The organism is Shewanella sp. 125m-7 (assembly GCF_052977045.1).
Genome location: NZ_JBRILQ010000044.1, coordinates 1 through 25,317, shown reverse-complemented (window position 1 = coordinate 25,317; position 25,317 = coordinate 1). Strand labels below are relative to the sequence as shown.

At 41.8% G+C, this 25,317-nt stretch carries 21 protein-coding genes; 17 read left to right on the top strand and 4 right to left on the bottom strand.

Annotation, left to right across the window (positions count from 1 at the left end; translation table 11 throughout):
* Positions 1-46: 46 nt before the first annotated feature.
* From ACVBIL_RS17200 to ACVBIL_RS17155, 10 genes are all read left to right on the top strand, one after another.
* A complete protein-coding gene (locus ACVBIL_RS17200; RefSeq protein WP_447168179.1) occupies positions 47-1,480 on the top strand; it encodes a type II and III secretion system protein family protein in 1,434 nt (477 codons plus the stop codon).
* Positions 1,481-1,497: 17 nt separating this feature from the next.
* The gene (locus tag ACVBIL_RS17195) at positions 1,498-1,803 is read left to right on the top strand and encodes a hypothetical protein (RefSeq protein WP_447168178.1); all 306 of its coding nucleotides are present in this window, start codon (positions 1,498-1,500) and stop codon (positions 1,801-1,803) included.
* 43 nt (positions 1,804-1,846) lie between these two features.
* A complete protein-coding gene (locus tag ACVBIL_RS17190; protein WP_447168177.1) occupies positions 1,847-3,160 on the top strand; it encodes a Tad domain-containing protein in 1,314 nt (437 codons plus the stop codon).
* A gap of 8 nt (positions 3,161-3,168) precedes the next feature.
* Positions 3,169-3,639: a TadE/TadG family type IV pilus assembly protein gene (locus ACVBIL_RS17185; RefSeq protein ID WP_447168176.1), complete on the top strand. Its 471-nt coding sequence runs from the start codon at positions 3,169-3,171 to the stop codon at positions 3,637-3,639.
* Positions 3,640-3,647: 8 nt separating this feature from the next.
* Positions 3,648-4,085, top strand: coding sequence for a TadE/TadG family type IV pilus assembly protein (locus ACVBIL_RS17180; RefSeq protein WP_447168175.1), 438 nt, complete (start codon positions 3,648-3,650; stop codon positions 4,083-4,085).
* 78 nt (positions 4,086-4,163) lie between these two features.
* Positions 4,164-5,393 carry an AAA family ATPase gene (locus tag ACVBIL_RS17175; RefSeq protein WP_447168174.1) on the top strand — a complete coding sequence of 410 codons (1,230 nt, stop codon included), beginning with the start codon at positions 4,164-4,166 and terminating at the stop codon, positions 5,391-5,393.
* Between the two features lies 1 nt (position 5,394).
* Positions 5,395-6,723, top strand: a complete 1,329-nt coding sequence (locus ACVBIL_RS17170) for a CpaF family protein (protein ID WP_447168173.1) — start codon at positions 5,395-5,397, stop codon at positions 6,721-6,723.
* 11 nt (positions 6,724-6,734) lie between these two features.
* Complete coding sequence (locus tag ACVBIL_RS17165; RefSeq protein WP_447168172.1) at positions 6,735-7,712, top strand: type II secretion system F family protein; 978 nt, start codon at positions 6,735-6,737, stop codon at positions 7,710-7,712.
* 1 nt (position 7,713) lies between these two features.
* Positions 7,714-8,679, top strand: coding sequence for a type II secretion system F family protein (locus ACVBIL_RS17160; protein ID WP_447168171.1), 966 nt, complete (start codon positions 7,714-7,716; stop codon positions 8,677-8,679).
* Positions 8,680-8,741: 62 nt separating this feature from the next.
* Positions 8,742-9,791: a tetratricopeptide repeat protein gene (locus ACVBIL_RS17155; protein ID WP_447168170.1), complete on the top strand. Its 1,050-nt coding sequence runs from the start codon at positions 8,742-8,744 to the stop codon at positions 9,789-9,791.
* A gap of 419 nt (positions 9,792-10,210) precedes the next feature.
* On the opposite strand, the gene ald is transcribed toward ACVBIL_RS17155, so the two are convergent.
* Complete coding sequence (ald, locus tag ACVBIL_RS17150) at positions 10,211-11,326, bottom strand: alanine dehydrogenase (protein WP_447168169.1); 1,116 nt, start codon at positions 11,324-11,326, stop codon at positions 10,211-10,213.
* 180 nt (positions 11,327-11,506) lie between these two features.
* On the opposite strand from ald, the gene lrp reads away from it, so the two are divergent.
* From lrp to serS, 6 genes are all read left to right on the top strand, one after another.
* Complete coding sequence (gene lrp / locus ACVBIL_RS17145) at positions 11,507-12,010, top strand: leucine-responsive transcriptional regulator Lrp (protein ID WP_447168168.1); 504 nt, start codon at positions 11,507-11,509, stop codon at positions 12,008-12,010.
* A 189-nt stretch (positions 12,011-12,199) separates the two neighbouring features.
* The gene (locus tag ACVBIL_RS17140) at positions 12,200-14,728 is read left to right on the top strand and encodes a DNA translocase FtsK (RefSeq protein ID WP_447168167.1); all 2,529 of its coding nucleotides are present in this window, start codon (positions 12,200-12,202) and stop codon (positions 14,726-14,728) included.
* Positions 14,729-14,807: 79 nt separating this feature from the next.
* The gene (gene lolA, locus ACVBIL_RS17135) at positions 14,808-15,434 is read left to right on the top strand and encodes an outer membrane lipoprotein chaperone LolA (protein ID WP_447168166.1); all 627 of its coding nucleotides are present in this window, start codon (positions 14,808-14,810) and stop codon (positions 15,432-15,434) included.
* A 9-nt stretch (positions 15,435-15,443) separates the two neighbouring features.
* Positions 15,444-16,775 (top strand): replication-associated recombination protein A, encoded by a 1,332-nt coding sequence (locus ACVBIL_RS17130; RefSeq protein WP_447168165.1) that lies wholly within the window; start codon positions 15,444-15,446, stop codon positions 16,773-16,775.
* Positions 16,768-17,142, top strand: a complete 375-nt coding sequence (crcB, locus tag ACVBIL_RS17125) for a fluoride efflux transporter CrcB (RefSeq protein ID WP_447168164.1) — start codon at positions 16,768-16,770, stop codon at positions 17,140-17,142. The genes ACVBIL_RS17130 and crcB overlap by 8 nt, the downstream gene beginning before the upstream one ends.
* A gap of 18 nt (positions 17,143-17,160) precedes the next feature.
* Entirely contained in the window at positions 17,161-18,447 is a 1,287-nt protein-coding gene (serS, locus tag ACVBIL_RS17120; RefSeq protein ID WP_447168163.1) for a serine--tRNA ligase, read from the top strand.
* Between the two features lie 189 nt (positions 18,448-18,636).
* Here the strand turns inward: serS and ACVBIL_RS17115 are convergent, their stop codons facing one another.
* The 3 genes from ACVBIL_RS17115 to ACVBIL_RS17105 form a co-directional block, all read right to left on the bottom strand.
* Positions 18,637-21,846, bottom strand: coding sequence for an efflux RND transporter permease subunit (locus ACVBIL_RS17115; RefSeq protein WP_447168162.1), 3,210 nt, complete (start codon positions 21,844-21,846; stop codon positions 18,637-18,639).
* 3 nt (positions 21,847-21,849) lie between these two features.
* Positions 21,850-23,043, bottom strand: coding sequence for an efflux RND transporter periplasmic adaptor subunit (locus ACVBIL_RS17110; RefSeq protein WP_447168161.1), 1,194 nt, complete (start codon positions 23,041-23,043; stop codon positions 21,850-21,852).
* A 523-nt stretch (positions 23,044-23,566) separates the two neighbouring features.
* On the bottom strand, positions 23,567-23,902 hold the full coding sequence (locus ACVBIL_RS17105; RefSeq protein ID WP_447168160.1) for a PBPRA1643 family SWIM/SEC-C metal-binding motif protein: 336 nt from the start codon (positions 23,900-23,902) through the stop codon (positions 23,567-23,569).
* A gap of 348 nt (positions 23,903-24,250) precedes the next feature.
* Here ACVBIL_RS17105 and ACVBIL_RS17100 point away from each other — a divergent pair, with 348 nt between their 5' ends.
* Entirely contained in the window at positions 24,251-25,171 is a 921-nt protein-coding gene (locus ACVBIL_RS17100; protein WP_447168159.1) for a manganese-dependent inorganic pyrophosphatase, read from the top strand.
* The last annotated feature ends 146 nt before the right edge of the window (positions 25,172-25,317 follow it).

Below are 25,317 nucleotides of genomic sequence, written 5' to 3'. Positions count from 1 at the left end.
TATTAGTTAGCAACAAGCATAAGACTCATGTTTTAAGGAGATTAACATGTCATTTATTCGCCATTGTATAATTGTTTGTTTGTTAACAATGCTTTTTGCTCCCCCCGCAGATGCTGGAGGACCAACGGCTGGGATCAGAAACGATGTTCAAGTTATCCCCATTTTTAAGTCTCGCATTTTGATGTTAAAAGGGCCTGTACACCGAGTTTCTGTTGGTAATCCCAGTATTGCTGATATCAAGTTACTGCCAAATAATGAGCTCTATATTTTAGGTAAGCAGTTAGGTAGTACCAATATTATGATTTGGGACCAGAATGAACAGTTGGCCAGAATCATGGATATTGAAGTTACCCACGATTTAAATGGGTTGAAGACGCGGTTACATGAGTTTTTACCGACAGAGAAACTAGGGGTTCAGACTTCGCAAGGGCAACTTTTACTCAGTGGACAAGCTTCAAATCTTCAAAAAATGAATACTGCTGTTGAATTGGCTCAAGGATATGCAGAAGCCGCCGCTGGGGGGCTAGCACCTAGCAAAGTGCTCAATATGATGACGGTAGGTGGAGACCATCAAGTCATGCTTGAGGTCGTTGTAGCAGAGGTACAACGAAATGTAGCAAGACAGTTCGATTCTAAGTTTTTAATTTTCAATCAAGGTTCTAACTTATCTGGTGGTGTTGTCGGTGGCGGAGGTTTTGATCCAGGCAGTATTGGTGGCGTAAGTGGTAAAGGAATTTTCGCACAATACATTAATGGCGATTTAATGATGAATTTCGCACTCGATGTGGCTAAACAAAACGGGTTGGCGAAAGTGTTAGCCGAGCCAAATGTGACAGCAATGAGCGGCCAGGCTGCTGAGTTTTTATCGGGCGGCGAATTCCCAATTCCAGTACCGGGTGAAAATGGTAATACGACCATTGAATATAGAGATTACGGCGTCGGCGTGAAATTTGTACCAACTGTACTTGATTCGGGGCAAATAAATTTGAATCTAAATGTTGTTGTCAGTGAGGTGAGTACAGCAAACGGTTTTTCTATTTCGGGTAATACTTCAACCTCATTGGTTGTTCCCTCACTCGTTAAACGCAGTACCGCGACAACAGTGGAGTTAGCTGATGGACAAACAATTGCAATTAGTGGACTCATTAGCGACACGCTTAGAGAAAACATAGACAAGCTACCTGGATTAGGGGACGTCCCAGTTTTAGGTCAATTGTTTACAAGTAAAAGTTTTCAAAGTGGTCAAAGCGAATTGGTGATATTAGTGACTCCCAGGCTTGTTAGAGCGTTTAACCGTAAAGACATTTCCTTACCAACCGATGGGTTTGTTATACCTTCAGATGTGGAGTTTTATTTGCTAGGCAAGCTTTCACATAAAGAAAAAAGTGCCAACGGCAATGAGACCCTTTATGAGCCTGCTGCGTCAGGTGCAAAGCTAGATGACACGGGGACTCAGCAAAAATATGGTCACTCACTTTGATATCAGGAGAACCTCTGATGAAACTTATGAACATTAATTCTTATTTTGTTGCAATTTCTTTTGTACTTATCAGTATCAGCGGCTGTACAAAAATCAATGACTTCCCGATGGGAGAAAGCTATTACCAAGTTAAGCAGGTACAAATTTTAGACCCTGATGCGGCAGAACGTAACGACGGTATTATACTTAGTCTAGATGGTAGTTATGGGCAAAAGGTCATGCAGTCCTACCGTGCTAGCTCGGTTTCACCGACTACCGCAAAAAGTATGGGCTCTATTAGAGCCAATAGTTCGGGAGGTAGCAGCTCTGGAAGCAATAATTGAATGCTAATAGAGAGGCTATTTATCAGGCGGGATAGAGGTCATTATGTCTAGATATTTCACTAGCATCAATCGAAGTGAATTTAAGTTTCGTCATCAATCTGGTGCTATTTTGGTGATGTTCACCATTGGACTATTTGCCATTATTGCAATGGCTGCGTTAGCTTTAGATAGCAGCCATATGCTGCTCAATAAAGGACGGCTACAAAATGCAGTCGACTCAGCAGCGTTAAGTGCAGCAAAGAAACTTCAAGATGGTGGTACTCTTGCCGAAGCAAGGCAAGTCGTTGTTACTATATTATCTCAGAACCTGAGTCATAGTGAAAATAACGAAATTCAGGATATCGTAACTCTTTCAACTCCTGATTATGGCGCTACTCAAGTGACAGAACATGTCAGTGTTGAGTTTTCAGCATTACCGGATCCATTTACTCCGGGCGCTGTTGAAACCTATGAATATGTTCGGGTGAGTGTAGAAGAGGTAGCATTAGATAATTTTTTGGCCCAAATATTTAACTTTGACAAAAAAGTAAGGGCTTCAGCCGTCGCAGGCAGAAGCACAGATATTGAGTGCTTAAATAAGGTTGTTCCACTATTAGTCTGTGGTGATATGTCAAAACCCGACGATTACGGGATGACACACGGTGGGCTCCATGTAATGAAAATTGGTTCAAAACAAAAGCCTTCAGACCCAGATGTTACGCTGGGACCTGGTAACTTTCAGCTGTTAGATTTAGGTGGGCCAGGTGGTAAAGGTATTGAACAGGGCTTAGCTGGTGAGTATTCGCCAGGCGCATGTGTAGGTGTTGGTCAAACGGTACCAACAGAACCCGGCAATAAAGTTGGTCCAGTAGCGAGTGGTCTAAATACTCGCTTTGGAGAGTGGCCCAATGGGAATAAGTTGAACTCAACAGATCACCCAAGAGATCTCAATACCTGTGAAGGGGATAAATTATTAGTTGATGGGCAAGCAACCATTACTAATCCTACTGCTGAATATTACAGTTATGCTGCTTATTACGGGCAAGATGCCGATGGAACAGATGTAGCACATTCCAAGTATTGTAAAAGCGGTAATATGTTAGATCCTTCAACTACAACGAAGGCGGATAGAAGGAAACTCCCCGTCGTTATCGGAGATTGTACCGGTAAGATAAATGGTAAAAATGTCGTAACCGTTAAATCGATAGGTTGCTTTTTTTTAACACAGAAAGTTGAGCATACCGGTAATACCTCTATCATCATTGGTGAGTATATTTCTGAATGTGGTTCATCGGGTAATGCTTCATTAGACCCTGATTTTGATAGTGATAACTTTACTATTGTTCTATATCGCGATCCAGATAGTCCTGATTCTTAGGGGGCCTTATGTTTATAAAAAAGCAACATGGGATAGCCGTTATTGAGTTCACTTTAGTTTTACCAATATTAGTGTTAATTATTTTTGTTACCGTAGAGTTTGGTCGTTTGTTATACCAATATAGTGAGTTAACAAGAATGGCTCGAAGCGCAGGGCGTTTTATCTCCAATACCGCGATTGTTAATACAACAGGTAACCTACCCGCTGTTTTGTCTGACACCAATTGTGATTTCTGTATCACTAAAATGAAGCGGGTGCTGTTAAGTGGCGATACGATAAATACAACATCTAATCTTTCCGGGCTTTCTAGTGCCGATATTACGGTTGCTGAGTATCCCGCTAATAGCGGAATCTTAGTCGTCAATGTTAGCTATGATTGGACACCTCTCTTTACTGATAAATTCAATACACTTTCTTTTGGTGATGATATTGACCTTAGCTTTAATTTAAACGCTAGTTATGCGGTAACAGCACTATGAAAAAAGCCATGAAAAAACAACGTGGTGTTTATGTCATCGAGTTTACTTTGGTTGCAGCTGTTTTTTTTGTACTGCTGTTTGCGGCTATAGAGTTTGGCAGATTATTATTTACCTATAATGTGCTTCATGAAGCATCTCGAAGGGCGGCGAGGTTAGCAACCGTTTGTCAGGTTAACAGTGATGTTAATTCTATTTCTCTTTTTAATGATGCGGCTATTCTCCCCAATTTGAGTGCAAGCAATCTAACCATTAGTTATTTAGCCTACGATGGTACATCGGCTTCTGGTATTGATATTGATTTGGTTAGAGCTGAGATTAAGGATTATCAACACCAGTTTTTAGTACCTGGACTATATCGAATTATAAATTCACCAACATTCACGACGACTTTACCTCGTGAAAGCCTCGGAATATTTAAAGGAGGCTCAACAGATTGTAGTTTATAAGAAAAATAAATAATTATTGAGGGATTATTGTCTATAGTAAATATAGCGTTAGTAACTTTAAGGGAGGTAAAGTGCAAAATGGATAAGCCGCTTGAGCTATGTGTCTCTAATAACCAAGAGCAACAAGAACCAATGCATATAAAATTCCCTTTTCCAATAGAGGCAATCGTTGTTAGTGATGGTGTTCAGTCACTAGATTGGCTGAAGCAATGTTTAACATATTGTGATAATTTCAAACCTAAAGCATCCTCTTATTTTGACCCCTATTTAGCACAAGAACAAAACCAGTTTAATTTGGTACTCTTGGTATTGCCAAATGATGAAATTGAGGCGAAAACAGCCTTAGCTTATGCATCAAATTTTGGCTGTGACATCGTTTTAATCGGTGTTAATACTCCTCAAAATATTTTGCGACTTGCTTTCCAGTACGAAGTCACAGATTTTGTGCCGTATGGTTCACCTAGTGATGAGCTTCTTGCTTCGATAAAAAAAATATCAAACCGTTTAGTCGAGCTGGCAGACTTGGCGCCTGTTATCGCGGTACTTAATGGTAAGTCAGGCTCTGGCGCAAGTTTTATTTGTGCAAGTTTGGCGGATATAGTGTCTCAACGTAATGACAGTAATGTTGCTGTGCTGGACCTAGATCTGCATCAAGGGACTTTGTCCCATATGCTAGGACGCGAGTCCAAATATTCTGTTTGTGATGTTTTAAGTTCCATTCACGAGTTGGATGAAGTGGCTTTGCAAAGCACTATGACTAAACAGGGTAATTTAAGCCTACTTGCCGCTAAGCCCTTTGAGTTATTGATGCTAGATAAAAAATTTGAATTTACTCATATAAAAGATCTTATTTGGAAATATCGTCATTTTTATAAACAAGTGATCTTAGACTTTTCTAGAGGCCTTGAAGATTGGAATTATGAACTCCTTTCTGACGCGACAATTTTATTAATCACCCAGCAAAACATCATGCATCTAAGACAGACAAAGGATCTGGTCACTCAATTAACCAAGAAGATGGGGGTTGGAATTGATAAGATTCATCTGGTTGTAAATCGATATGATAAACATTCAGATATATCGCTTTCGGATATTAAGGAGGCCATAGGAATTGAGAGTATCGCGACTGTTGTTAATGATTATAAATTATCAAGTGAATGTGTTGAGCTAGGCAAACCATTAAGTGAATTGGCGAAAAAGCAAAAGCTGGTACTCGATATTAAGCATTTGGCTGATAATTTTTTACCTGCAAGCCAACAAGGTAACGATAAAAATCAAGGCTTTTGGAAGCGGATGTTAGGGAAGTGATATGGATAACAATCAGCACAATAATAAATTTAGTGAATTTCAGCCATTAACTCAAGAAGAACAAAAAATTAAAGTCATGCTTTATGAAAAGCTATTGAGTTTGATGGATCTGTCCTTAATCGAAACAGTATCAAAAGAGCAAGCTCAGCTTCAAATAAGTGAAATCAGTGAGCAAATTTTAAGTGAGCTCAATTTACCCATTAACTTATCAACTAGAAAGCGGCTCATCAATTTGATTATTGATGAAGTTTTGGGCTTAGGTCCGTTAGAAACCTTGCTTGCAGATCCGTCCATTTCTGACATTCTTGTCAACTCATTTGATCGCGTTTATGTCGAGCGTCGAGGTAAACTTGAATCGGTCGATATTAAATTCCACAGTGATGCTCATCTTTTAAATATTATCGACAGAATTGTTTCAAGCGTCGGCCGTCGTATTGATGAATCTTCTCCTATGGTAGATGCAAGGCTTGCAGATGGATCACGTGTTAATGCCATTATTCCACCACTTGCATTGGATGGACCTTCTCTTTCGATTCGTCGTTTTGCCGTTGATAAACTCAATGCACGTCAACTCATTGATATCGGTTCCGTCACAGAGTCAATGATTGAACTGTTGAAAGGGGGAGTGAAGGGAAAGCTAAATATTTTGGTTTCTGGCGGTACAGGTAGTGGTAAAACGACCTTGCTGAATATGTTATCTGGCTTTATTCCTAGTGATGAACGAATAGTCACAATTGAGGACTCAGCAGAACTGCAATTACAGCAACCTCATACCGTAAGGCTTGAAACTCGTCCCGCAAATATTGAGGGAAAGGGAGAGGTTTCGCAGCGAGATTTAGTTAAAAACTGTTTACGAATGAGGCCAGATCGAATCGTGATTGGTGAGGTTCGTGGCGGAGAGGCGTTAGATATGCTGACGGCGATGAACACGGGTCATGAAGGCTCATTAACGACACTCCATGCCAATAGCCCTAGAGATGCATTAGGTAGATTGGAATATATGGTGTGTATGGCTGGTTTTGACATGCCAGTGAGTAATATCCGTACTCAAATAGCATCAGCGATCGATTTGGTGGTGCAGTTAGAGCGTCAGGAAGACGGACGAAGGAGAGTCACGAGTATTCAAGAGATTAATGGTATGGAAGGCGATATTATTACCATGTCTGAAATATTTCGTTTTGCGCGTAAAGGGATTGATGAAAATAGCATGATTATTGGCGAGTTTGAATCGACAGGCGTAATACCGAGTTGTCATACCAAGTTAAAGCAGCACGGAATTGAGCTGCCTTATCATCTATTTAACTGTGGCGATCCATTTGCTGAATTTTAAGGGGCTAGTTCATGTTTTCTGATCAAGTGATATTTCTTGGCCTTGTTTTCATTGCTGTTTTATTCTTAACACAAGCGTTATTTTTACCTGTCTATAGCCCGCAACGGGCAAATACGGCACTTGTTCGTAAACGCTTAAAAAAGCTGTCGCAAGAATCTGGTGATATTACCTATGAAACTTCGCTTTTACGTAAAAGTCGTTTAGGTAAGTTGGGGCCAATTGGACGTTGGCTAGAAAGTTTTGAACTGATTGAGAACTTAAGTTATCGATTAGAATTAGCTGATTATAAAATGATGGGCCATCAGTTTATTGCTTTAGCATTATTGACCGCAAGTTTGGCAGGCGTTGCCGTTTGGGCATATTTAGCTGAGTTGAACGCTGCTGTATTTATGTTTTTTTTAATCATTTTTTTATTTAATTTTAAGCTTAATCGTGACACCACGAAACGCATGGATAAGATCGAGGAGAGCTTTCCTGATGCCTTAGATGTATTGAGAAGAGCACTTCAAGCGGGTTACTCTTTTTCTGATGCGGTTAAGTTGGTTACCGAAGAGATGGAAGGGCCGCTGGCTAAAGAGTTTAGCCTGATGTTTGCCAATATTAACTACAGTAAAGATACCAAAAGAGCACTTTTAGGTTTTATAGAGCGGGTACCCAGTGTATCTGCAATGGCGTTTGCCAGTGCCGTCATGGTCCAAAAAGAAACCGGCGGCAATTTAGCTGAGAATATTAACAACTTAGCCAGAGTGATTCGCCTTCGTTTTAAGTTTAGGCGCAGAGTCAGAACATTATCTGCAGAAGGGCGCTTATCAGCCTGGATCCTGATCTTACTGCCTTTCGTTTTATTTGCGGTTATCCATCTTCAAACTCCTGGGTATGTGGGGGAATTAACGGGGACGGAAGACGGCAATAAATTACTCATGTGGGGTGCCATCGGTATGTTTGTTGGTGGCATGTGGATCAGCAAGCTTATAAGGATAGATATGTGATATGGATTTCCTAATTGGTTTATTTGGACAGTTTTTTGATGATCCCCAACACGTTGAGTGGGCCATTTATTTCGTTGCAGCTATCGCTGGCGTTATGTTGGCTATTTCTATTTCTTACTTAATTAGTGGTGTTTATTCACCGGTTAGAACACGCCTTAAAGCATTAAGTGAAGGTGATGACAAAAGGTCTGTCACTCAAGATGTGACAGGCACTTTAGAGCATGGTATTGGAGAGATGGCTAAAAAGCCCTTCTTTAATTTTTCTAACCATGAGACACGTAGATTGCTTATTCATGCGGGTTTTCATTCTGAAAACGCATTAGCCGTGTTTAATGCTGCTCGCTTACTTCTACTCCTACTAGGGGCTGTCGTCGCTGTTTTAATATTAAATATTTTTCCTGAAATCTCGGGGATCTGGATTATCTATATTTTCTGTTTGCTCATTGGAGGAGCATTCATCACACCTTCTATCGTTTTACAATCTCTAGCTAACAGACGAATGCGTAAATTACGGATTGGTTTTCCTGATGCGCTAGACTTACTAGTGGTTTGCTGTGAAGCGGGCTTAGGCTTAATGGCCGCGATGCAGAGAGTTGCAAAGGAGTTGGCGATAAGTCACCCAACTCTTGCCAGTGAATTAGACTTGGTTTGTAGCAAAGTCAGGGCGGGCTTAACTGTCAAAGTTGCCTTACAGGAGTTTACCGATAGAACAGGCCTTGAAGATATTAAGGGACTCAATTCTGCTATATCGCAGAGTATGAGATTAGGAACCGGGATTGCTGAAACCTTACGTGTTTTTTCAGATGAATACCGTGATAAGCGATTACAAGCTGCTGAAGAGCAAGCAGCAAAACTGGCCGTTAAAATGATTTTTCCTATGATGTGTTGTATTTGGCCTTCGTTTTTCATTGTGGCAGTCGGGCCCGCAGTTCTTAAAGTCATGAAAGTGTGGGGGCAGGCATTTTAATGTACAGGTGAATGATCGTTACTCAAAATATATAAAGATAATAAAGTCTTTGGGGGGCTATTATGATTTTAAAGCAGCTAATAACCGTTAGCGCTAAAACGATGATAAGAATATTATTAGCAATTAGCATAGTAATGTTTCTTCAAGCTTGTAGTTCGACGTCTGAGACTGAGCAACAAGTACCAATAAAAGCGCCCGATAGACAAGATTTACTGGATGCAGGATCACTGTCATCCATTACTAATGATTTGACAGCACCTCAAACGGAACAAGATGCGCTAAATAAAGCGCATTTAGAAGAACAGTCCGGGAATTTAGAAAAAGCATTGTATGCCTATATTCAAGCATTAGATTTTAATGCTAAAAATGCTGAAACTTTTTATCAAATCGGTAGAATTCATACAATCAGGGGCAACCCAGACATTGCTTTTAAGGCTTATAATGAAGCCTTGGCTCTCGAACCGAACTTTATGAAGGTTCATGCTGATTTAGGTGTTATTAGCATGGATAAGCGTCAGTATAGAAAGGCGCGCCAACATCTAGAAAAAGCAATTGAGCTGGATCAAGAAAGGCTTTCTGCACTTGATGTCAAACGGAAAATGGGGAGTTTTTGGGTTCCTAATAGAGAGTCTCCAGCTCGAGTGTATAACGCCATCGCCATTTTAGAAGATGTTGAAAATCACTATCAAAAAGCTCGAACTTACTTTAAGCTTATTTTGGAGTTACAGCCACACTCTCCAGTCTTGATCACCAATCTTGGATATTCTTATTATTTGACCGGCGAGCTTGCGATGGCTGAAAAGTATTTACGCCAGGCGATTCGAGCGGACTCAAATTTTGATAGAGCTTGGACAAATCTGGGTTTAGTTTATGTGCGTAAGGGCTTACATAAGCGGGCTCTAGCTACATTTGAGCACTCTATGTCACCTGCGGATGCACTAAATGATTTAGGCTATTTTCTGATGTTAGAAGGCCAGTATGAGAAAGCGATTGGATTATTTGAGCGAGCTATTGATACTTCATCGAGCTATTTTGAACAGGCACAAAAGAATCTAAGGCGTGCTAAAGCTGAACTTTCAGATGAATTTCAACATGCGGGCGGTGAGTTTTAATAAGTAATACACTTTTTAAAGATTATTTTTGGCCAAAAATAAATGGGCTTCCAAATATTAGAACGTTTTATAGGTTGATACGTACTCTGCTTTTAAGCTTATCAGCCCAAGTATAGAGTCGCTAGAAAGTCAATATAGCGGCTATAAATTGCAGTGCTGTGTTAATAAGCTCGATAAGCACGATAGTACCACTGCCCATAACAATAAGAAGCAAATGATATAGTTAGCACATTGATTATCGTGTGTTGCTAACCGCAGCAAAGAATTACCTAGCATCGATAACGGTCGTAAATTAAATACAAGAAGGGAGCCTTAGGCTCCCTTCTTAAGTAATTGTTTACTAATAAATTGCTTATTAAATAATTACTAACCAACTAACCAACTAACCAACTAACCAATTGCTTATCAATATTTAAAATCTACTTTAGTAATATTATGGGATCAACAAACTCAAGGTGCAGTGCTTCAGCAACTTCAGCACAGGTGATCTTACCGTGCATCACATTTAGCCCATTTAGCAAGTGTTTGTCTTGTAAAAGTGCTTCTCTATAACCAAGCTGAGCAAGCTTAATAATATACGGTAAGGTCGCATTATTTAATGCAAAAGTTGATGTGCGCGCTACTGCGCCTGGCATGTTCGCGACACAGTAATGTACAACGTCATCAACGATATAAGTTGGATCTTGGTGTGTCGTAGCATGAGAAGTTTCAATACAGCCGCCTTGGTCAATTGCAACATCTACAATCGCAGAGCCAGGTTTCATTCGTTTGATATGGTCTTTAGTGACAAGTTTTGGCGCTGCTGCACCAGGAACGAGAACACCACCAATAACAAGGTCTGCTTCTAATACATGCTTTTCAATAGCATCAGCAGTAGAGTAAATTGCTTTTACCTTGTTATCAAACTGAGCGTTAAGACGACGAAGCGCATCTATGCTTCTATCTAGAATAACAACATCAGCGCCAAGCCCAACAGCCATTTGTGCTGCATTTGTGCCAACCATACCACCGCCAATAATAACGACTTTAGCTGGTTCTACACCTGGAACACCGCCGAGTAACATACCGCGGCCACCCATTGATTTTTCTAGTGCCATTGCGCCGGCTTGGATAGACATACGGCCTGCAACTTCTGACATAGGTGCTAGCAAAGGAAGTGTGCCACGATCGTCTGTCACTGTTTCATAAGCAATACAAACAGCACCACTTTTAACTAAATCTTCAGTTTGAGGAAGATCTGGTGCTAGGTGAAGATAGGTGAATAGCAGCTGATCTTCACGTAGCATTGCACGCTCGACTGCTTGAGGTTCTTTCACTTTGACGATCATTTCTGATTTGGCAAATACTTCTGCCGCAGTATCTAGAATCTTAGCACCGACTTCGACATAATCATTGTCAGTAAAACCTATGCCTGAGCCAGCATTTGTTTCAATAAAAACCTCATGACCTCGTGACGTCAATTCGCGAACACTCGATGGAACCATGCCAACACGATATTCGTGATTTTTGATTTCTTTTGGAACACCTATAATCATCTTCGAGCCTCAATTTTGCATAAAAACCCATTGAATATGGGTGTAATTGTTATTTTATATTGCCTGAACGTGAATGTTTCAGGGAAATCTAGTATAGTATTCCTTCCGCAGTTTTTGCTGCTGAAGTTTTTTTAAAAGCAGACAATAATGTCGATTTATACGTCAGCCAGGGTTATAAATATGGTTAATAATAAAAAGAGTCCTATAAAAGACTTAGATCGTATCGATAGAAATATACTTAATGAATTACAGATTGATGGCCGTATTTCAAATGTCGAGTTATCCAAGCGTGTAGGATTGAGCCCAACACCGTGCCTAGAAAGAGTTAAAAGACTTGAAAAGCAAGGTTATATAAAGGGTTACACAGCATTAGTAAATCCTCATTATTTGGGGGCATCATTATTAGTGTTCGTAGAGATCACCTTAAACCGCGATACTGCTGAAGTGTTTGATAAGTTCAATAAAGCCGTACAACTGCTCGATGATATTCAAGAATGCCATCTAGTGTCAGGTGATTTTGACTACTTATTGAAGACTCGAGTTTCTGATATGTCTGCATATCGTCGCTTATTAGGTGAAACGCTTCTTAAACTACCTGCCGTTTCAGACACTCGTACATATGTGGTTATGGAAGAGGTTAAGCAAACAAATCGTGTTGCTATCAATACCGTTTCAGAGTCGTAAATATTATATTAAATAACAAAAGGAGCCGAAAAGGCTCCTTTTTTTATACAAAATCCAAATTGATACAAATTGATGCAAAGTGTTTTTATGCATAAGTATTCGGTTGTTACGTGAAGCTGTAAACGCTGCATAAAGTCTTAAATTCTGGTATCTTGTCATTAATTAACGTTTTTTAGTGTAGGTTTTCCATTGTCTAAGGGAAATAGTGTTAAAACGCTCTCCGGCGTACAACGGCTATTAGAAGGTAGTCTCATTGTTTGTTGCATGCTCGCAACATACGTTCTTATTTCATTGAGCAGTTTCCATTCTTCAGATCCAGGATGGAGTCAATCAAATTTCGATGGCGAAATTAATAACTTAACTGGTGCGGTAGGCGCCTGGCTAGCGGATGTACTGTTTTATTTCTTTGGTTATTGTGCCTACATCATACCGATTATTATTGCGCTAACGGGCTGGCTCCTGTTTAAACGAACCCACAAACTATTAGAAATCGACTATTTCTCGGTGGGCCTGCGCTTAATTGGGTTCTTATTGATAGTGCTTAGTCTTGCTGCTTTAGCGAGTATGAACGCAAACGCTATTTACGGTTTTTCGGCCGGTGGTGTTGCCGGTGACGTAATTGGCCAAGCGATGCTTCCTTATTTTAATAAGTTAGGTACTACACTTTTATTACTCTGCTTTGTCGGAGCGGGCTTTACCCTCCTAACAGGGATCAGTTGGTTAACCGTGATCGACTTAACCGGATATGGAACGATTTGGTTATTCAATAAAATTAGAGGCTTACCTAGTAAATTTAAGCCTGCTATGGGCGAGACTGAAGATACTCGCGGTTTTATGTCTGTGGTTGAGCGTTTTAAAGAACGAAGAAATAAACAAGCTGATGAATATGAAGACGACAACGAACAAAACCTTCAAAATGATGAGCCTGCAGAACATGAGATAAAGGTCCAACAAAGAGTTGAGCCTAAAATTATTGAGCCGAAATTTACACAAGCCGTTATCAATGAAGACGCTGTAGTACTAGAGACTGTTGAACCATCGATTGCGGTGCCTTGGGTTAGTGAGACTAAAGATGACATTGAGTCCATCGATTTTAATCACAATGAGTCCGTTGGTGCGGTTAATGCTGCTAAACGCGTCGAAGCAGAAAAAGCTAAGATCGTTGATGGGATTGTAGTCCTGCCAGGTCAAGAGATAGTAAAAGAGCGTCCGCCTATGGCGCCGTTGCCTTGTATCTCTTTATTAGATGTACCAAACCGTAAAGCTAATCCAATCAGCCAAGAAGAGTTGGAGCAAATTGGTAAGCTGGTTGAAGTAAAGCTTGCCGACTTTAACATCACCGCCAATGTCGTAGGTGTTTATCCAGGGCCTGTGGTGACTCGATTTGAGCTTGAATTAGCTCCTGGTATTAAAGCATCTAAAATTACCAATCTTTCTAAAGATTTGGCGCGTTCGTTATTGGCTGAGAATGTACGAGTCGTTGAGGTGATCCCAGGAAAAGCCTACGTAGGTCTTGAGTTGCCAAACAAGTTCCGTGAAACTGTCTTTATGCGCGACGTACTCGATTGTGAAGAGTTTAGAGAAAACCCATCACATTTAAGCATGGTACTTGGCGCCGATATTGGTGGTAAACCGGTTATTGTTGATTTAGGCAAAATGCCTCACCTTCTGGTTGCTGGTACAACGGGTTCGGGTAAGTCTGTAGGGGTTAACGTCATGATTACCAGCTTGCTTTATAAGTCTGGCCCAGATGATGTGCGCTTCATCATGATCGACCCTAAAATGCTTGAACTATCAGTTTATGAGGGGATCCCCCATCTCTTGTGCGAAGTCGTAACGGATATGAAAGAAGCGGCTAATGCACTGCGTTGGTGTGTGGGCGAGATGGAACGTCGCTATAAACTGATGTCAGCACTAGGGGTGCGTAACCTTAAAGGCTACAACGCGAAAATAAAACAGGCCAAAGAGTCGGGTCAGCCTATCTGTGATCCACTTTGGAAAGCATCAGATAGTATGGAATCTCAGGCTCCAGAGCTAGATAAACTGCCTTCTATCGTTGTCGTGGTCGATGAATTTGCCGATATGATAATGATTGTGGGTAAAAAAGTAGAAGAGTTAATTGCGCGTATTGCACAAAAAGCGCGTGCTGCGGGGATCCATTTAATTCTAGCAACTCAAAGACCATCAGTTGACGTGATAACCGGCTTAATTAAAGCGAACATCCCAACGCGTATGGCATTCCAAGTTTCATCTAGAATTGACTCTAGAACGATTCTAGATCAGCAAGGTGCCGAGACGTTATTGGGTATGGGTGACATGTTGTATTTACCTCCTGGAACCAGTGTGCCAAACCGAGTTCATGGTGCATTCATCGATGATCACGAGGTACATAAAGTTGTCGCTGATTGGCATGCTCGCGGTAAGCCACAATATATAGAAGAGATATTACAGGGTTCTGCAGAAGGTGAGCAGGTGTTACTACCTGGTGAGTCTAGTGATTCAGAAGAAGAAATGGATGCCCTATATGATGATGCTGTTGCGTTTGTAACCCAAACTCGTCGTGGTTCGATATCGAGTGTGCAGCGGAAGTTCAAGATTGGCTACAACCGCGCAGCGCGAATTATCGAACAGATGGAGCTACAAGGTGTTGTTAGCTCTCAAGGGCATAACGGTAACCGAGAGGTGCTAGCACCGCCACCGCCGAAAGATTACGTCTAAATTAACGGATCTAGGACGACCTTAGGTACCTATTCAGTGTTAAAGTTAAGCCAGTTCTAGGCTTAACTTGGAGAACAAGATGAAAAAGATTTTTGCTATTGCAGCGTTAAGCCTGCCGTTGTTTACTCATTTGCCTGCATTGGCAGATAGTTCAGATGAATTAAAAATAAAATTAAATGAAATTAGTAGTCTAAAGGCCGATTTCAGTCAAACAGTTACCGATATCAACGATAAAGTTATCCAGACTGGAGAAGGTGTGTTTGCGCTTTCTCATCCAAATCAGTTTTATTGGCACTTAACCGCACCAGATGAGTCGTTGATTGTCGCCGACGGCACTGACGTGTGGATTTATAATCCATTTGCAGAAGAAGTGTCAGTTATGGATCTTAATCAAGCAATTAATGCGTCACCGATAGCCTTGTTAGTTCATTCTGATGAGGAGACCTGGTCACACTATAACGTTAATCAAACGGGAGATTGCTTCGATATTAGTCCTAAAGATAAAGACAGTGGTGTATCAGAGGTGCAGGTTTGCTTTGATGGTAACCAGTTAACAAAAATGGTGCTCAAAGATCAACAAGGCAATATCAGCGACTTTAATCTAACCAATCAAAGTCTGATTGCTGCTAATGAGCAAGAGCTGTTTAAGTTTGTGGTTCCTGATGATGTCGATATTGACGATCAGCGTTTAAAGTCGACCAATTAAGAGAAGTTTGTGTCTAGTTTCAGTTTCGATTTTGCACCAGACTTTAGACCGTTAGCCGCAAGAATGCGGCCCGAACGGCTAGAGCAATATATTGGCCAGTCACACTTATTGGGTGAAGGTAAGCCGTTACGCCAAGCGCTTGAAGCAGGGCGTGCCCATTCAATGATGTTTTGGGGCCCGCCTGGCACAGGTAAAACAACCTTAGCTGAACTCGTCGCCCATTATGCCAATGCTCATGTAGAAAGAATTTCGGCCGTCACCTCGGGCGTAAAAGAGATCCGCAGTGCAATAGAACACGCTAAGAGCGTGGCCCAATCTCGAGGTCAACGTACGCTATTATTCGTCGATGAAGTACATCGTTTTAATAAGAGCCAGCAGGATGCATTCTTGCCGTTTATTGAAGATGGTACGGTTATCTTTATCGGTGCTACCACAGAAAACCCCTCATTTGAGATCAATAACGCTTTGCTATCTAGGGCGCGTGTTTATCTTATTAAACAGCTAGAACCAGAAGAGATCGGCCAAATTGTTCAACAAGCACTGGAAGATGAAGAGCGGGGCCTAGGCAAGCGAAAGTTACTCTTACCACCAGACGTTGCGCTAAAATTAGCCCAAACCTGCGATGGTGATGCCCGTAAAGCACTCAACTTAATAGAGCTTATGAGCGACATGCTCAAAGATGGAGAGGCTTTTACTGAAGAGATGATTATTGCTGTTGCTGGACAACAGTTAGCCAGCTTTGATAAGAATGGTGATCAATACTATGATCTGATTTCTGCTGTACACAAATCCATTCGCGGCTCCGCACCTGATGCCGCGCTCTATTGGTTTTGCAGGATGCTTGAAGGTGGTTGCGATCCTCTTTACATCGCCCGCCGGCTGTTAGCAATAGCGTCAGAAGATATCGGTAATGCTGATCCTATGGCCATGACAGTCGCAATCAATGCTTGGGAATGTTTTCATCGAGTAGGACCATCAGAGGGGGAGCGGGCGATAGCACAAGCTGTGTTATATCTTGCCAGCGCACCTAAAAGTAACGCGGTTTACACTGCATTTGCACAAGCAAGACAACTCGCTCGCGAAACCGGTCATGAGCCAGTACCTGAACACTTACGCAATGCACCGACTAAACTGATGAAAGATATCGGCTACGGGCAGGGGTATCGTTATGCTCATGATGAACCCAATGCATATGCGAGTGGTGAAAAATATCTGCCCGCAGCGCTTGCTGAACAGCGTTTTTATTACCCTACAGAACGTGGATTTGAGAAACGGATCAAAGATAAGCTTTCTCAGTTAAAGCTCTTAGATGAACAGAGTAAGGTGAAAAGATATGAATAATGTTCTTTTTGTAGCCTTAGGCGGCTCAATTGGGGCTGTTTTTCGCTATCTTATCTCATTATTGATACTTCAGGTATTTGGTAGTGGATTTCCTTTTGGTACACTGGTCGTCAATATTTTTGGGTCGTTTTTAATGGGTGTTATTTTTGCACTCGGAGAAGTGAGCGTACTTAGCCCAGAGATTAAAGCGTTTATTGGGGTCGGTATGTTAGGGGCCCTAACCACGTTTTCTACTTTTTCCAATGAAACCTTGTTATTAATGCAACAGGGATATTTGGTTAAAGCCCTATTGAATGTTGTTGTCAATGTAGGCGTCTGTATCTTCGTCGTCTATCTTGGACAGCAATTGGTATTTTCTCGTTTTTAACTATTAAGATAATAAAATATGTTAGATCCAAAATTATTACGCAGTGAATTAGAAGTCACCGCAGAGCGTTTAGCCACTCGCGGTTTTATTTTAGATGTCGAGCGTCTTGGAAAGCTTGAAGATAAGCGTAAATCGCTTCAGGTCGCTACCGAAGAATTACAAGCATCACGTAACGCCATTTCTAAGTCGATTGGACAAGCAAAAGCTAAAGGCGAAGATGTCGCTCCAATCATGGCTCAAGTAGGTTCGCTAGGTGAAGAGCTTGATGCCAAGAAAATAGAACTGGCCTCTTTGTTAGATGAGCTTAATGCGATTGCGATGAGCGTGCCAAATCTACCTGACGAGTCAGCCCCAATTGGCGCCGATGAGTCTGAGAATGTTGAAGTTCGTCGTTGGGGTACACCTAAAGAATACGATTTTGACGTTAAAGATCACGTCGAACTTGGTGAGAACCTTGGCGGTCTAGATTTCAAGAATGCGGTAAAAATCACCGGTTCTCGTTTCATTGTCATGAAAGGCCAAATCGCTCGTATGCACCGTGCACTGGCGCAGTTCATGTTAGATTTACATACGACTGAACATGGTTACACTGAAGCGTATGTGCCTTTACTCGTTAATGAAGACAGCTTAATGGGAACGGGCCAACTACCAAAGTTTGGTGAAGATCTATTCCATACAAAGCCTGCTACAGAAGAAGGACAGGGCCTAAGCCTTATCCCTACGGCTGAAGTGCCGCTAACTAACTTAGTTCGCGATACCATTGTCGATGAAGATGAGTTGCCGATTAAGTTAACTGCGCATACTCCATGCTTCAGAAGTGAAGCGGGTTCTTACGGACGTGATACTCGTGGTTTGATCCGTCAGCATCAGTTTGACAAAGTTGAGCTAGTACAACTTGTTAAGCCAGAAGATTCAATGCAGGCGTTAGAAGAGTTAACCGCTCACGCTGAAACCGTGCTGCAAAAGCTAGGTCTACCGTACCGCACCGTAGTGCTTTGTACTGGTGATATGGGCTTTGGTTCAAGCAAAACATTTGATATTGAAGTGTGGTTGCCAGCGCAAAACACCTACAGAGAGATCTCTTCTTGCAGTAACATGCAAGACTTCCAAGCTCGCCGTATGCAAGCTCGCTTTAAAGCAAAATCAGCTAAGAAGCCAAGTCTATTGCACACGCTAAATGGCTCAGGATTAGCAGTGGGTCGTACTTTGGTCGCGGTTATTGAGAACTATCAAAATGCAGATGGCTCAATCACGGTGCCTGAAGTATTGCGTCGCTATATGGGTGACCTAGAAAAAATCGGTTAATCATTCATTCGGTTTATTTCGGGTAAAGAAAAGCCTCTGTCTTACAACAGAGGCTTTTTTAGTTTTCTAGTCTAGTTTAAAGCTATTATAGCAATCAGTATAAAAATTTGAGCACTCAGCGAGAGTCGACGAGTTTCTATATCTACTGGTAGATACCAATCGCATATTTAGTACGATTGGTATTACACGCTAGCTTTGTTCAGATAGTTTCGCGTTCGCAGCAAGCTCTTGAGATGCTGCCACATCAACTGTCGGTTCACTCACTCTAGACTTACTGCCAATTATACGTTTGATATCTTCTATCATCACGTATAAGCAAGGGATGAGTACGAGTGTCACCACTGTCGCAAATAACACACCAAAGGCTAATGAAACAGCCATAGGGATCACCATCTGCGCTTGCATACTCGTTTCAGTCATAATCGGTACCAAACCGATAAAGGTCGTCAGTGATGTGAGTAAAATCGCTCTAAAGCGGCGACAACCCGCTTCGAGTACCGATAACTTCATGGCGATACCAGACTCTCGAGACTTATTGATATAATCCACCATCACCAGTGAGTCATTCACAACAACACCCGCTGCTGCGATAATGCCAAATACCGAAAGGGCGCTAAGGTCGAGTCCCAGTAACATATGTCCTAGTACTGAGCCAATGACACCAAATGGGATCACTGCCATGATCATCAATGGTTGTGAATAAGACTTCAGTGGTATGGCAAGTAGGCTATAAATCACCAACATAGAGATTAAGAAATCTCTCATTTGGGTATCGGCGCTATCAAGCTGCTCTTGGATATTGCCCGACACTTCACTCTGAACTCGTGGATACTTCTTTAACAGTTCAGGTAAGAAGTTATCTCGGATATCTTTTGCAAGCTTAAACGGTTCGGCTTGGTCTGCATCAACCGAACCCCAAACATTAATGGTCCGGTTTCCGTTTTCACGACGAATGCTATTAACACCATCAGTGACGATAATCTTAGCTATTTCTGATAATGGGATCTCCGCGCCTTGTGGAGTTTTTATTATCACATCAGATACTTGCGCGATGGAATTACGCTGTTCTTCAGGGTAGCGCAACATTACTTTTATCTCTTCGCCATTACGCAATATACGTTGAGCTTCGAGGCCATAAAAGCTATTACCCACTTGGCGCGCTATATCAGATAAGGTCAAACCTAGGCTATGAGCCAAAGGTTTGAGCTCAAACTGGATCTCTTTAGCACTCGATTGACGGCTATCATTAACGTCGCCAACGCCTTTTAGGCTAATTAATTTGGCTTTTAGCTCTTTTGCAGCTGCGACAAGTTGCGCATCATCTTTGCCCTCAAGTCTGAAGCTGATATCGCCGTCGTCACGTCCGCCGCCAAACAAGTTATCTCGAATGGTAAAAGACTTCATTCCTGGAATGAGTGGCATGTTTTGACGCCAAAGTTCTGCCACGGCAAAGGTATCGATAGGACGAATATCTGGATCAACAAGCTTAGTCATAACTTGTGCCGATGTGCGGCCACGAAGCTCAACTTGCAGATCTGAAATCATCTTTTGCCCATATTTCGCTTCTAGCTGGCTATCTACGCGTTTTAGGGCTTCCTCTATAGAAAGCGCTGCAGATAAGGTCGCTTTTTCTGAGGTATCAACATTCATCTCAAAAGTGATCCGCGGAAAGTCATGAGGGATTTTCGGTTGACCAATAAAGCGGATCACGCCACCTGAATACAGGCCGACACAAACGAGGATCAGACTAATGAAGACCATAATCACGGTATAACGATACTTAACGGCAACTTGAAGTGATGGACGATAGTATTGAGTGATTAAGGTTTTAAGACCGGTATCGACCTTTTCTTGTAGATAGTTAACAAGGAGACGTAACCAATCGAGAGGATTTTTTGAGCCTGGTTTTACTATGGTCTTTGGCTTCATTCGTGCCAGATGCGCTGGCAAGATAAGTTTAGACTCAACTAACGAAAAGATCAGACATAAGATAACGACAAATCCAATCGCTTGGCCGAAAGCAGAGGAGGGCCCATCATCTAAAGTAATAGGTAAAAATGCGGCTATTGTCGTCAAAACGCCAAACGTTGCAGGCATCGCCACTCGTTTCACACCGCGAATAACGTTATCAATAGTTTGACCTTTTTCCTCACACTCAGCGTGAGCACTTTCGCCCATTACAATCGCGTCATCGACGACAATACCGAGCACTAAGATAAATGCGAATAAACTAATGACGTTAATGGTGACGTCAATCATGCCCATTGGCATGAACAACAAAGTGCCTAAGAAACATACGGGCAGACCCATCATCACCCAAAATGCCAATCTGACACGTAAAAATAGCGCTAACAATATAAAGACTAATATCGCACCACTTTTCATGCTGTCGAGCATTAGGTCTAGACGACCTTGGAGGTAGTAAGTCATATCAACCCAAGGCTCTAACTTAACCCCTTGAGGCAAAACTTTTTGCTTTTCGGCGATATAGCCCTTAACGACGTCGGCGACATCGGTCAAGCTCTGGTCATTAGCCGCACCGATGAAGAAGGTAACTGAGTTTTTTCCATTGAACTTAGAGTATTGAATACCTTCTTCAAACCCATCAATAACGTTAGCAACATCACCCAGTAATAGGGTCGTACCATCTTCAAGAGTAATTAAAGGTAAGCTCTCAAATTCGTAACCGACATAAGCCTGATTCTGAACGCGTAAGTTAATATAACCATTTTCGGCTCTAATCTGACCGGCAGACATATTTCGTGAATAGCCACGTACCGCTTCGGCTACATCATTAAAACTTAGGCCAAACTCACGTAATCTATCTTTACTTACCTCAATGGCTATTTCATAGCCGAGCCCACCATAGAAGTCTGTGATATTAACCAATGGCAGTTGCAGCAGTTCATCGTGGATTTTCTCACCAAGATCTTTCAATTGGCGCTGAGATAAGTCGCCGTAGAGGCTCATGTACATCACTTCTTGACGAAGCTTGATGCGTTCTACTTTCGGTCGTTCCATGCCATCAGGGAAGCTAGAAATAGAGTCAATTTCGGATTTAACCTCTTCCAGCACAACCTGAGGATCGTAAGTATCTTCTACTCGGAAATACCCTGAGGATATATTTCTATTGGAGTAGGTAATGACACGCTTAAGACCCTGAACACTTTCCAGTGCTTCTTCGATCTTAATGGTGATCCCTTCTTCGACTTCTTGAGGCGCCGCTCCTGGATAAACGGCGTTAAATTCTAACCAGTTAATTTCGACGGCAGGGAAGAACTGCTTACGAATGGTATTGGCCGTTAATAAACCGCCTAATATGATGATAATCATCAGCAAGTTTGCGGCAACACTGTTACGTGCAAACCACGCAATAATGCCTTTATTGGTATCGGTCATAAATTAGTCCTTCTCTTCCATGGCTATCTGCGTAGCTTGTGGCTCGGTCGGGGCATCTTCTAATAAGTCTTTGTTTTTAGGTAAGGCTAATTGCATGCCTTCAATTGGGTAATCAAGTGCTGAGGTGATGACATTCATTCCAGGCTCTAATCCGGCTGAGACGATCACTTTAGAGCCAATCTGGCGAACTATGGTAACGTCTTTGTATCTCAGTTTGTCTTCATCATCGAGTGTGGCAACTTGATTGTTAATAACCAGATGACGTGGGATCTCGGCGACTTGTCCTGCATGAGTCCCATCAATATTTGCGGTCACGTAAGTACCGTAGCGCAATTCATTCTTGTTGGACTTAAGGCCATAAGGGTCGGTGACTTCAGCAACAAGATAGGTCATGCGGCTTTGATTATCGATAACACCTTCGCTTCTGACAATTTTTGCTGGCCACTGCTGCATTTTTCCGGCGAACTCACCCGATAACATAACTTTGGCGCCTTTACCTTTGTTATCCAAAAACTGCAACTCTTTGTCGGCAATGGGTAAACGCACTTCTGCATGAGCGATGCTTAACACCTTACCTAATGGCGTCCCCATACTGACATACGAGCCGAGACCAATATTGCGAGCTTCAATAAGTGCATCATAAGGTGCTTTAATAATAGTACGTTCAAGGTTGCGGTTTGCGCGTTTAAGTCCCGCTTCTGAGGAGTTTAATTTAGCAACTTCTTGCGCAAGTTGTGGCTTACGCAAACTGAGTTCAGTTGGGACTCCATTTTCGATGCGTTTCCATTCCTCTGCAGCAACTTTTCCAAAGGCTTTTTCTTGTACCAGTGTCGCTTTAGCCGAGGCCATCTTCGCTTTGGCATCAATAAGTGCAGCTTCATAGTCACTTTGATCTATCTTAGCGAGCACATCGCCTTTTTTGACAAAGCCGCCGCGGACAAACTTAGCTGACAAGTAAACGATTTCACCGTTCACTTGTGATACCAATTCAGTTTCATATTGAGCATTCACTACGCCATAAGAGGTGACGGCAAAACTCATTGGGTTGATTTCTACTGCTTGAATAGATACTAGAGGAGTCGTATCGACCTCTTCTTTTTCTTCCGGGGGCTTTTTCAATGCCGACATGCCAAACAGCCCTGCCACGCCGACAGCGATGACAACTATTGGTAGAATGATCTGTTTTTTGGTAGCCACAAACACGTCCTCTTATTGAAGCAATTTCGCGCTCGATTCTCTATCTTGTGCTGCTTGTTTAAAGAATAAAGATGAGCAAAGTCATTATAATTTTGACTGTATGTTAATTGATGTGGCGAAATGTGACAGTGAGAATATGTAAACGTGTGTAACGAAATTGGATCATAATAACTGAAACTCAAACCAAGACAGTCGATTTAAAGTTAATGGGATAAGGTTTAATGGCTCTTATAATATTGTTTTTGAAGCTATTTATCTGGCGACACTAAAGTGTTTTACGTCGTTTGGGAATGAGTCTGTAAAACGTTAGGCAAGAGATTTTGGTTGAGCAAATGTTGCAAATGGTTTTTTGAAGAGCGTTAGCTTTACCCCATTCATTGAAATGTAGAGGGCAAAAAGCTTATCGGCGAGTAAAGAAATAAGGAAACAGCATCCTTTAGATGCTGTGTCTAATCATACCGATCTGAATACCGGATATGACATATCAGTACCCGTCGTTATCGATGCTGACCTTGCTTAATGCTTAGCCACAACACTTTTTGTATTTGTTACCGCTACCACAAATACAAGGGTCGTTACGATTCGGTGTTTTTTCAACGCGAGTTGTCTGTGGCCTATTAAGTAGCCCCATTAACTGGATGATGTTTTCATCCTGAGTCGCATCAATCGTTATCTGACCTACAAGCTCATTATCGGCAAGCAATTGCATGATCTCAGCTTCACGTTCGGCGCTTTGTACCATCAAGACTAAAGGATTATCGTCAGTTCCGGTTTTTACTTCACGCTTAGTGTTGTAACCATAGCTTTCGTGCTTAGGTTTTGGGTTTTTACGCCCCTTAAAAAAGAATTTGTCTGACATTGCTATGGCACTCAGTTTTGATAAAGATAATTTTACGCAAGCTTATACTATAAAAACGTTCCTAGTGGTATATAAGTCTAATGTTGAGCGCCATTTTGTTCCAAAATTGACCTTGTTTGGGTTTTTTTGATTGGAGAGGGTGATCTGTGTGGCGTTATTTTAGAACTAGGCTGTATTGCATCTGTCTAAATAAATAGGCGTAAATGAGCCGTCATTACGCGCTATCTACGATTAAACGCGTATAAATTGTGATTTTCGAGCAATTGATTTCCATCTGCGGCCTTTTGGTATTTCCGCAACGTGAAAAACTTTGTTAAAATCGCCGCAAATTAAAGGAGAGCTTTATATATGCCAGTTTATGTTGTGGGCCACAAAATCCCAGATTCAGATTCAATTTGTGGTGCTATTGCACTTGCACACCTAAGAAACCAGATCGGTGAAGCATCAGTTGCGACGCGTTTAGGTGGATTATCACCTGAAACAGCTTTCATTTTAGAAAAATTTGGTTTCGACGCACCTGAATTCAAAACCAGTTATGCTGGCGAAGAAGTGTATATCGTTGACCATTCGGAGCTAACTCAAGCGCCAGATGATATCGCAGAAGCGACTATCGTCGGTATCGTTGATCACCATAAGTTGGGCGATTTAACGACTTCAACACCACTAGAGTGCTGGATCCGTCCTGTCGGTTGTAGTAACACCATTATTAAAATGATGTATGACTTCTATAACGTCGAGATCCCTAAAGAGATCGCTGGCATCATGTTATGTGCAATCTTAAGTGACACGGTTATCTTCAAGTCACCGACTTGCACAACTGCTGACATTAAGTGTGTTGAAGCGTTAGCCGAAATTGCAGGCATCGAAGACTTCAAAGCCTTGGGCATGGAAATGTTCAAAGTAAAGTCTGCGGTTGAAGGCACTCCAGCACGCGAGCTAGTCATGCGTGACTTTAAGGACTTCAACATGAACGGTAACTTAGTCGGCATTGGCCAACTAGAAGTAATCGATCTTGCCGTCTTTGACGAGATCAAAGCCGAACTTGAAGCTGATATCGCGGCACTAAAAGCAGAAGGTAACCGTCACAGCGTTCTATTACTGCTAACGGATATCATGAAAGAAGGTTCTGAAATGCTAATTATCAGTGATGATATCGCAATGATTGAATCAGCTTACAGTTGTAAAACAGAAGATGGCAAAGTCTGGTTAGATGGCGTATTGAGCCGTAAGAAGCAAGTCGTACCACCACTACAAACTGTGTTCGCGTGATAGATAATAGCTTAGGCAAGTTTATACTTGATTAAGCAAAGCAAGATGTAAAAAGGCCGAACTTAACGTTTAATGCTATTCGGATAAGCACTACTGTTTATATTTAAGTGGGTAGCGGCTGGGTATATAGAGCACTGAACGTGGAT

Excerpts from the sequence above, each read along its gene's own strand:
- ACVBIL_RS17200 (WP_447168179.1), top strand. The coding sequence starts at position 47 with ATGTCATTTATTCGCCATTGTATAATTGTTTGTTTGTTAACAATGCTT.
- ACVBIL_RS17195 (WP_447168178.1), top strand. The coding sequence starts at position 1,498 with ATGAAACTTATGAACATTAATTCTTATTTTGTTGCAATTTCTTTTGTA.
- ACVBIL_RS17190 (WP_447168177.1), top strand. The coding sequence starts at position 1,847 with ATGTCTAGATATTTCACTAGCATCAATCGAAGTGAATTTAAGTTTCGT.
- ACVBIL_RS17185 (WP_447168176.1), top strand. The coding sequence starts at position 3,169 with ATGTTTATAAAAAAGCAACATGGGATAGCCGTTATTGAGTTCACTTTA.
- ACVBIL_RS17180 (WP_447168175.1), top strand. The coding sequence starts at position 3,648 with ATGAAAAAACAACGTGGTGTTTATGTCATCGAGTTTACTTTGGTTGCA.
- ACVBIL_RS17175 (WP_447168174.1), top strand. The coding sequence starts at position 4,164 with ATGGATAAGCCGCTTGAGCTATGTGTCTCTAATAACCAAGAGCAACAA.
- ACVBIL_RS17170 (WP_447168173.1), top strand. The coding sequence starts at position 5,395 with ATGGATAACAATCAGCACAATAATAAATTTAGTGAATTTCAGCCATTA.
- ACVBIL_RS17165 (WP_447168172.1), top strand. The coding sequence starts at position 6,735 with ATGTTTTCTGATCAAGTGATATTTCTTGGCCTTGTTTTCATTGCTGTT.
- ACVBIL_RS17160 (WP_447168171.1), top strand. The coding sequence starts at position 7,714 with ATGGATTTCCTAATTGGTTTATTTGGACAGTTTTTTGATGATCCCCAA.
- ACVBIL_RS17155 (WP_447168170.1), top strand. The coding sequence starts at position 8,742 with ATGATTTTAAAGCAGCTAATAACCGTTAGCGCTAAAACGATGATAAGA.
- ald (WP_447168169.1), bottom strand. The coding sequence starts at position 11,326 with ATGATTATAGGTGTTCCAAAAGAAATCAAAAATCACGAATATCGTGTT.
- lrp (WP_447168168.1), top strand. The coding sequence starts at position 11,507 with ATGGTTAATAATAAAAAGAGTCCTATAAAAGACTTAGATCGTATCGAT.
- lolA (WP_447168166.1), top strand. The coding sequence starts at position 14,808 with ATGAAAAAGATTTTTGCTATTGCAGCGTTAAGCCTGCCGTTGTTTACT.
- crcB (WP_447168164.1), top strand. The coding sequence starts at position 16,768 with ATGAATAATGTTCTTTTTGTAGCCTTAGGCGGCTCAATTGGGGCTGTT.
- serS (WP_447168163.1), top strand. The coding sequence starts at position 17,161 with ATGTTAGATCCAAAATTATTACGCAGTGAATTAGAAGTCACCGCAGAG.
- ACVBIL_RS17115 (WP_447168162.1), bottom strand. The coding sequence starts at position 21,846 with ATGACCGATACCAATAAAGGCATTATTGCGTGGTTTGCACGTAACAGT.
- ACVBIL_RS17105 (WP_447168160.1), bottom strand. The coding sequence starts at position 23,902 with ATGTCAGACAAATTCTTTTTTAAGGGGCGTAAAAACCCAAAACCTAAG.
- ACVBIL_RS17100 (WP_447168159.1), top strand. The coding sequence starts at position 24,251 with ATGCCAGTTTATGTTGTGGGCCACAAAATCCCAGATTCAGATTCAATT.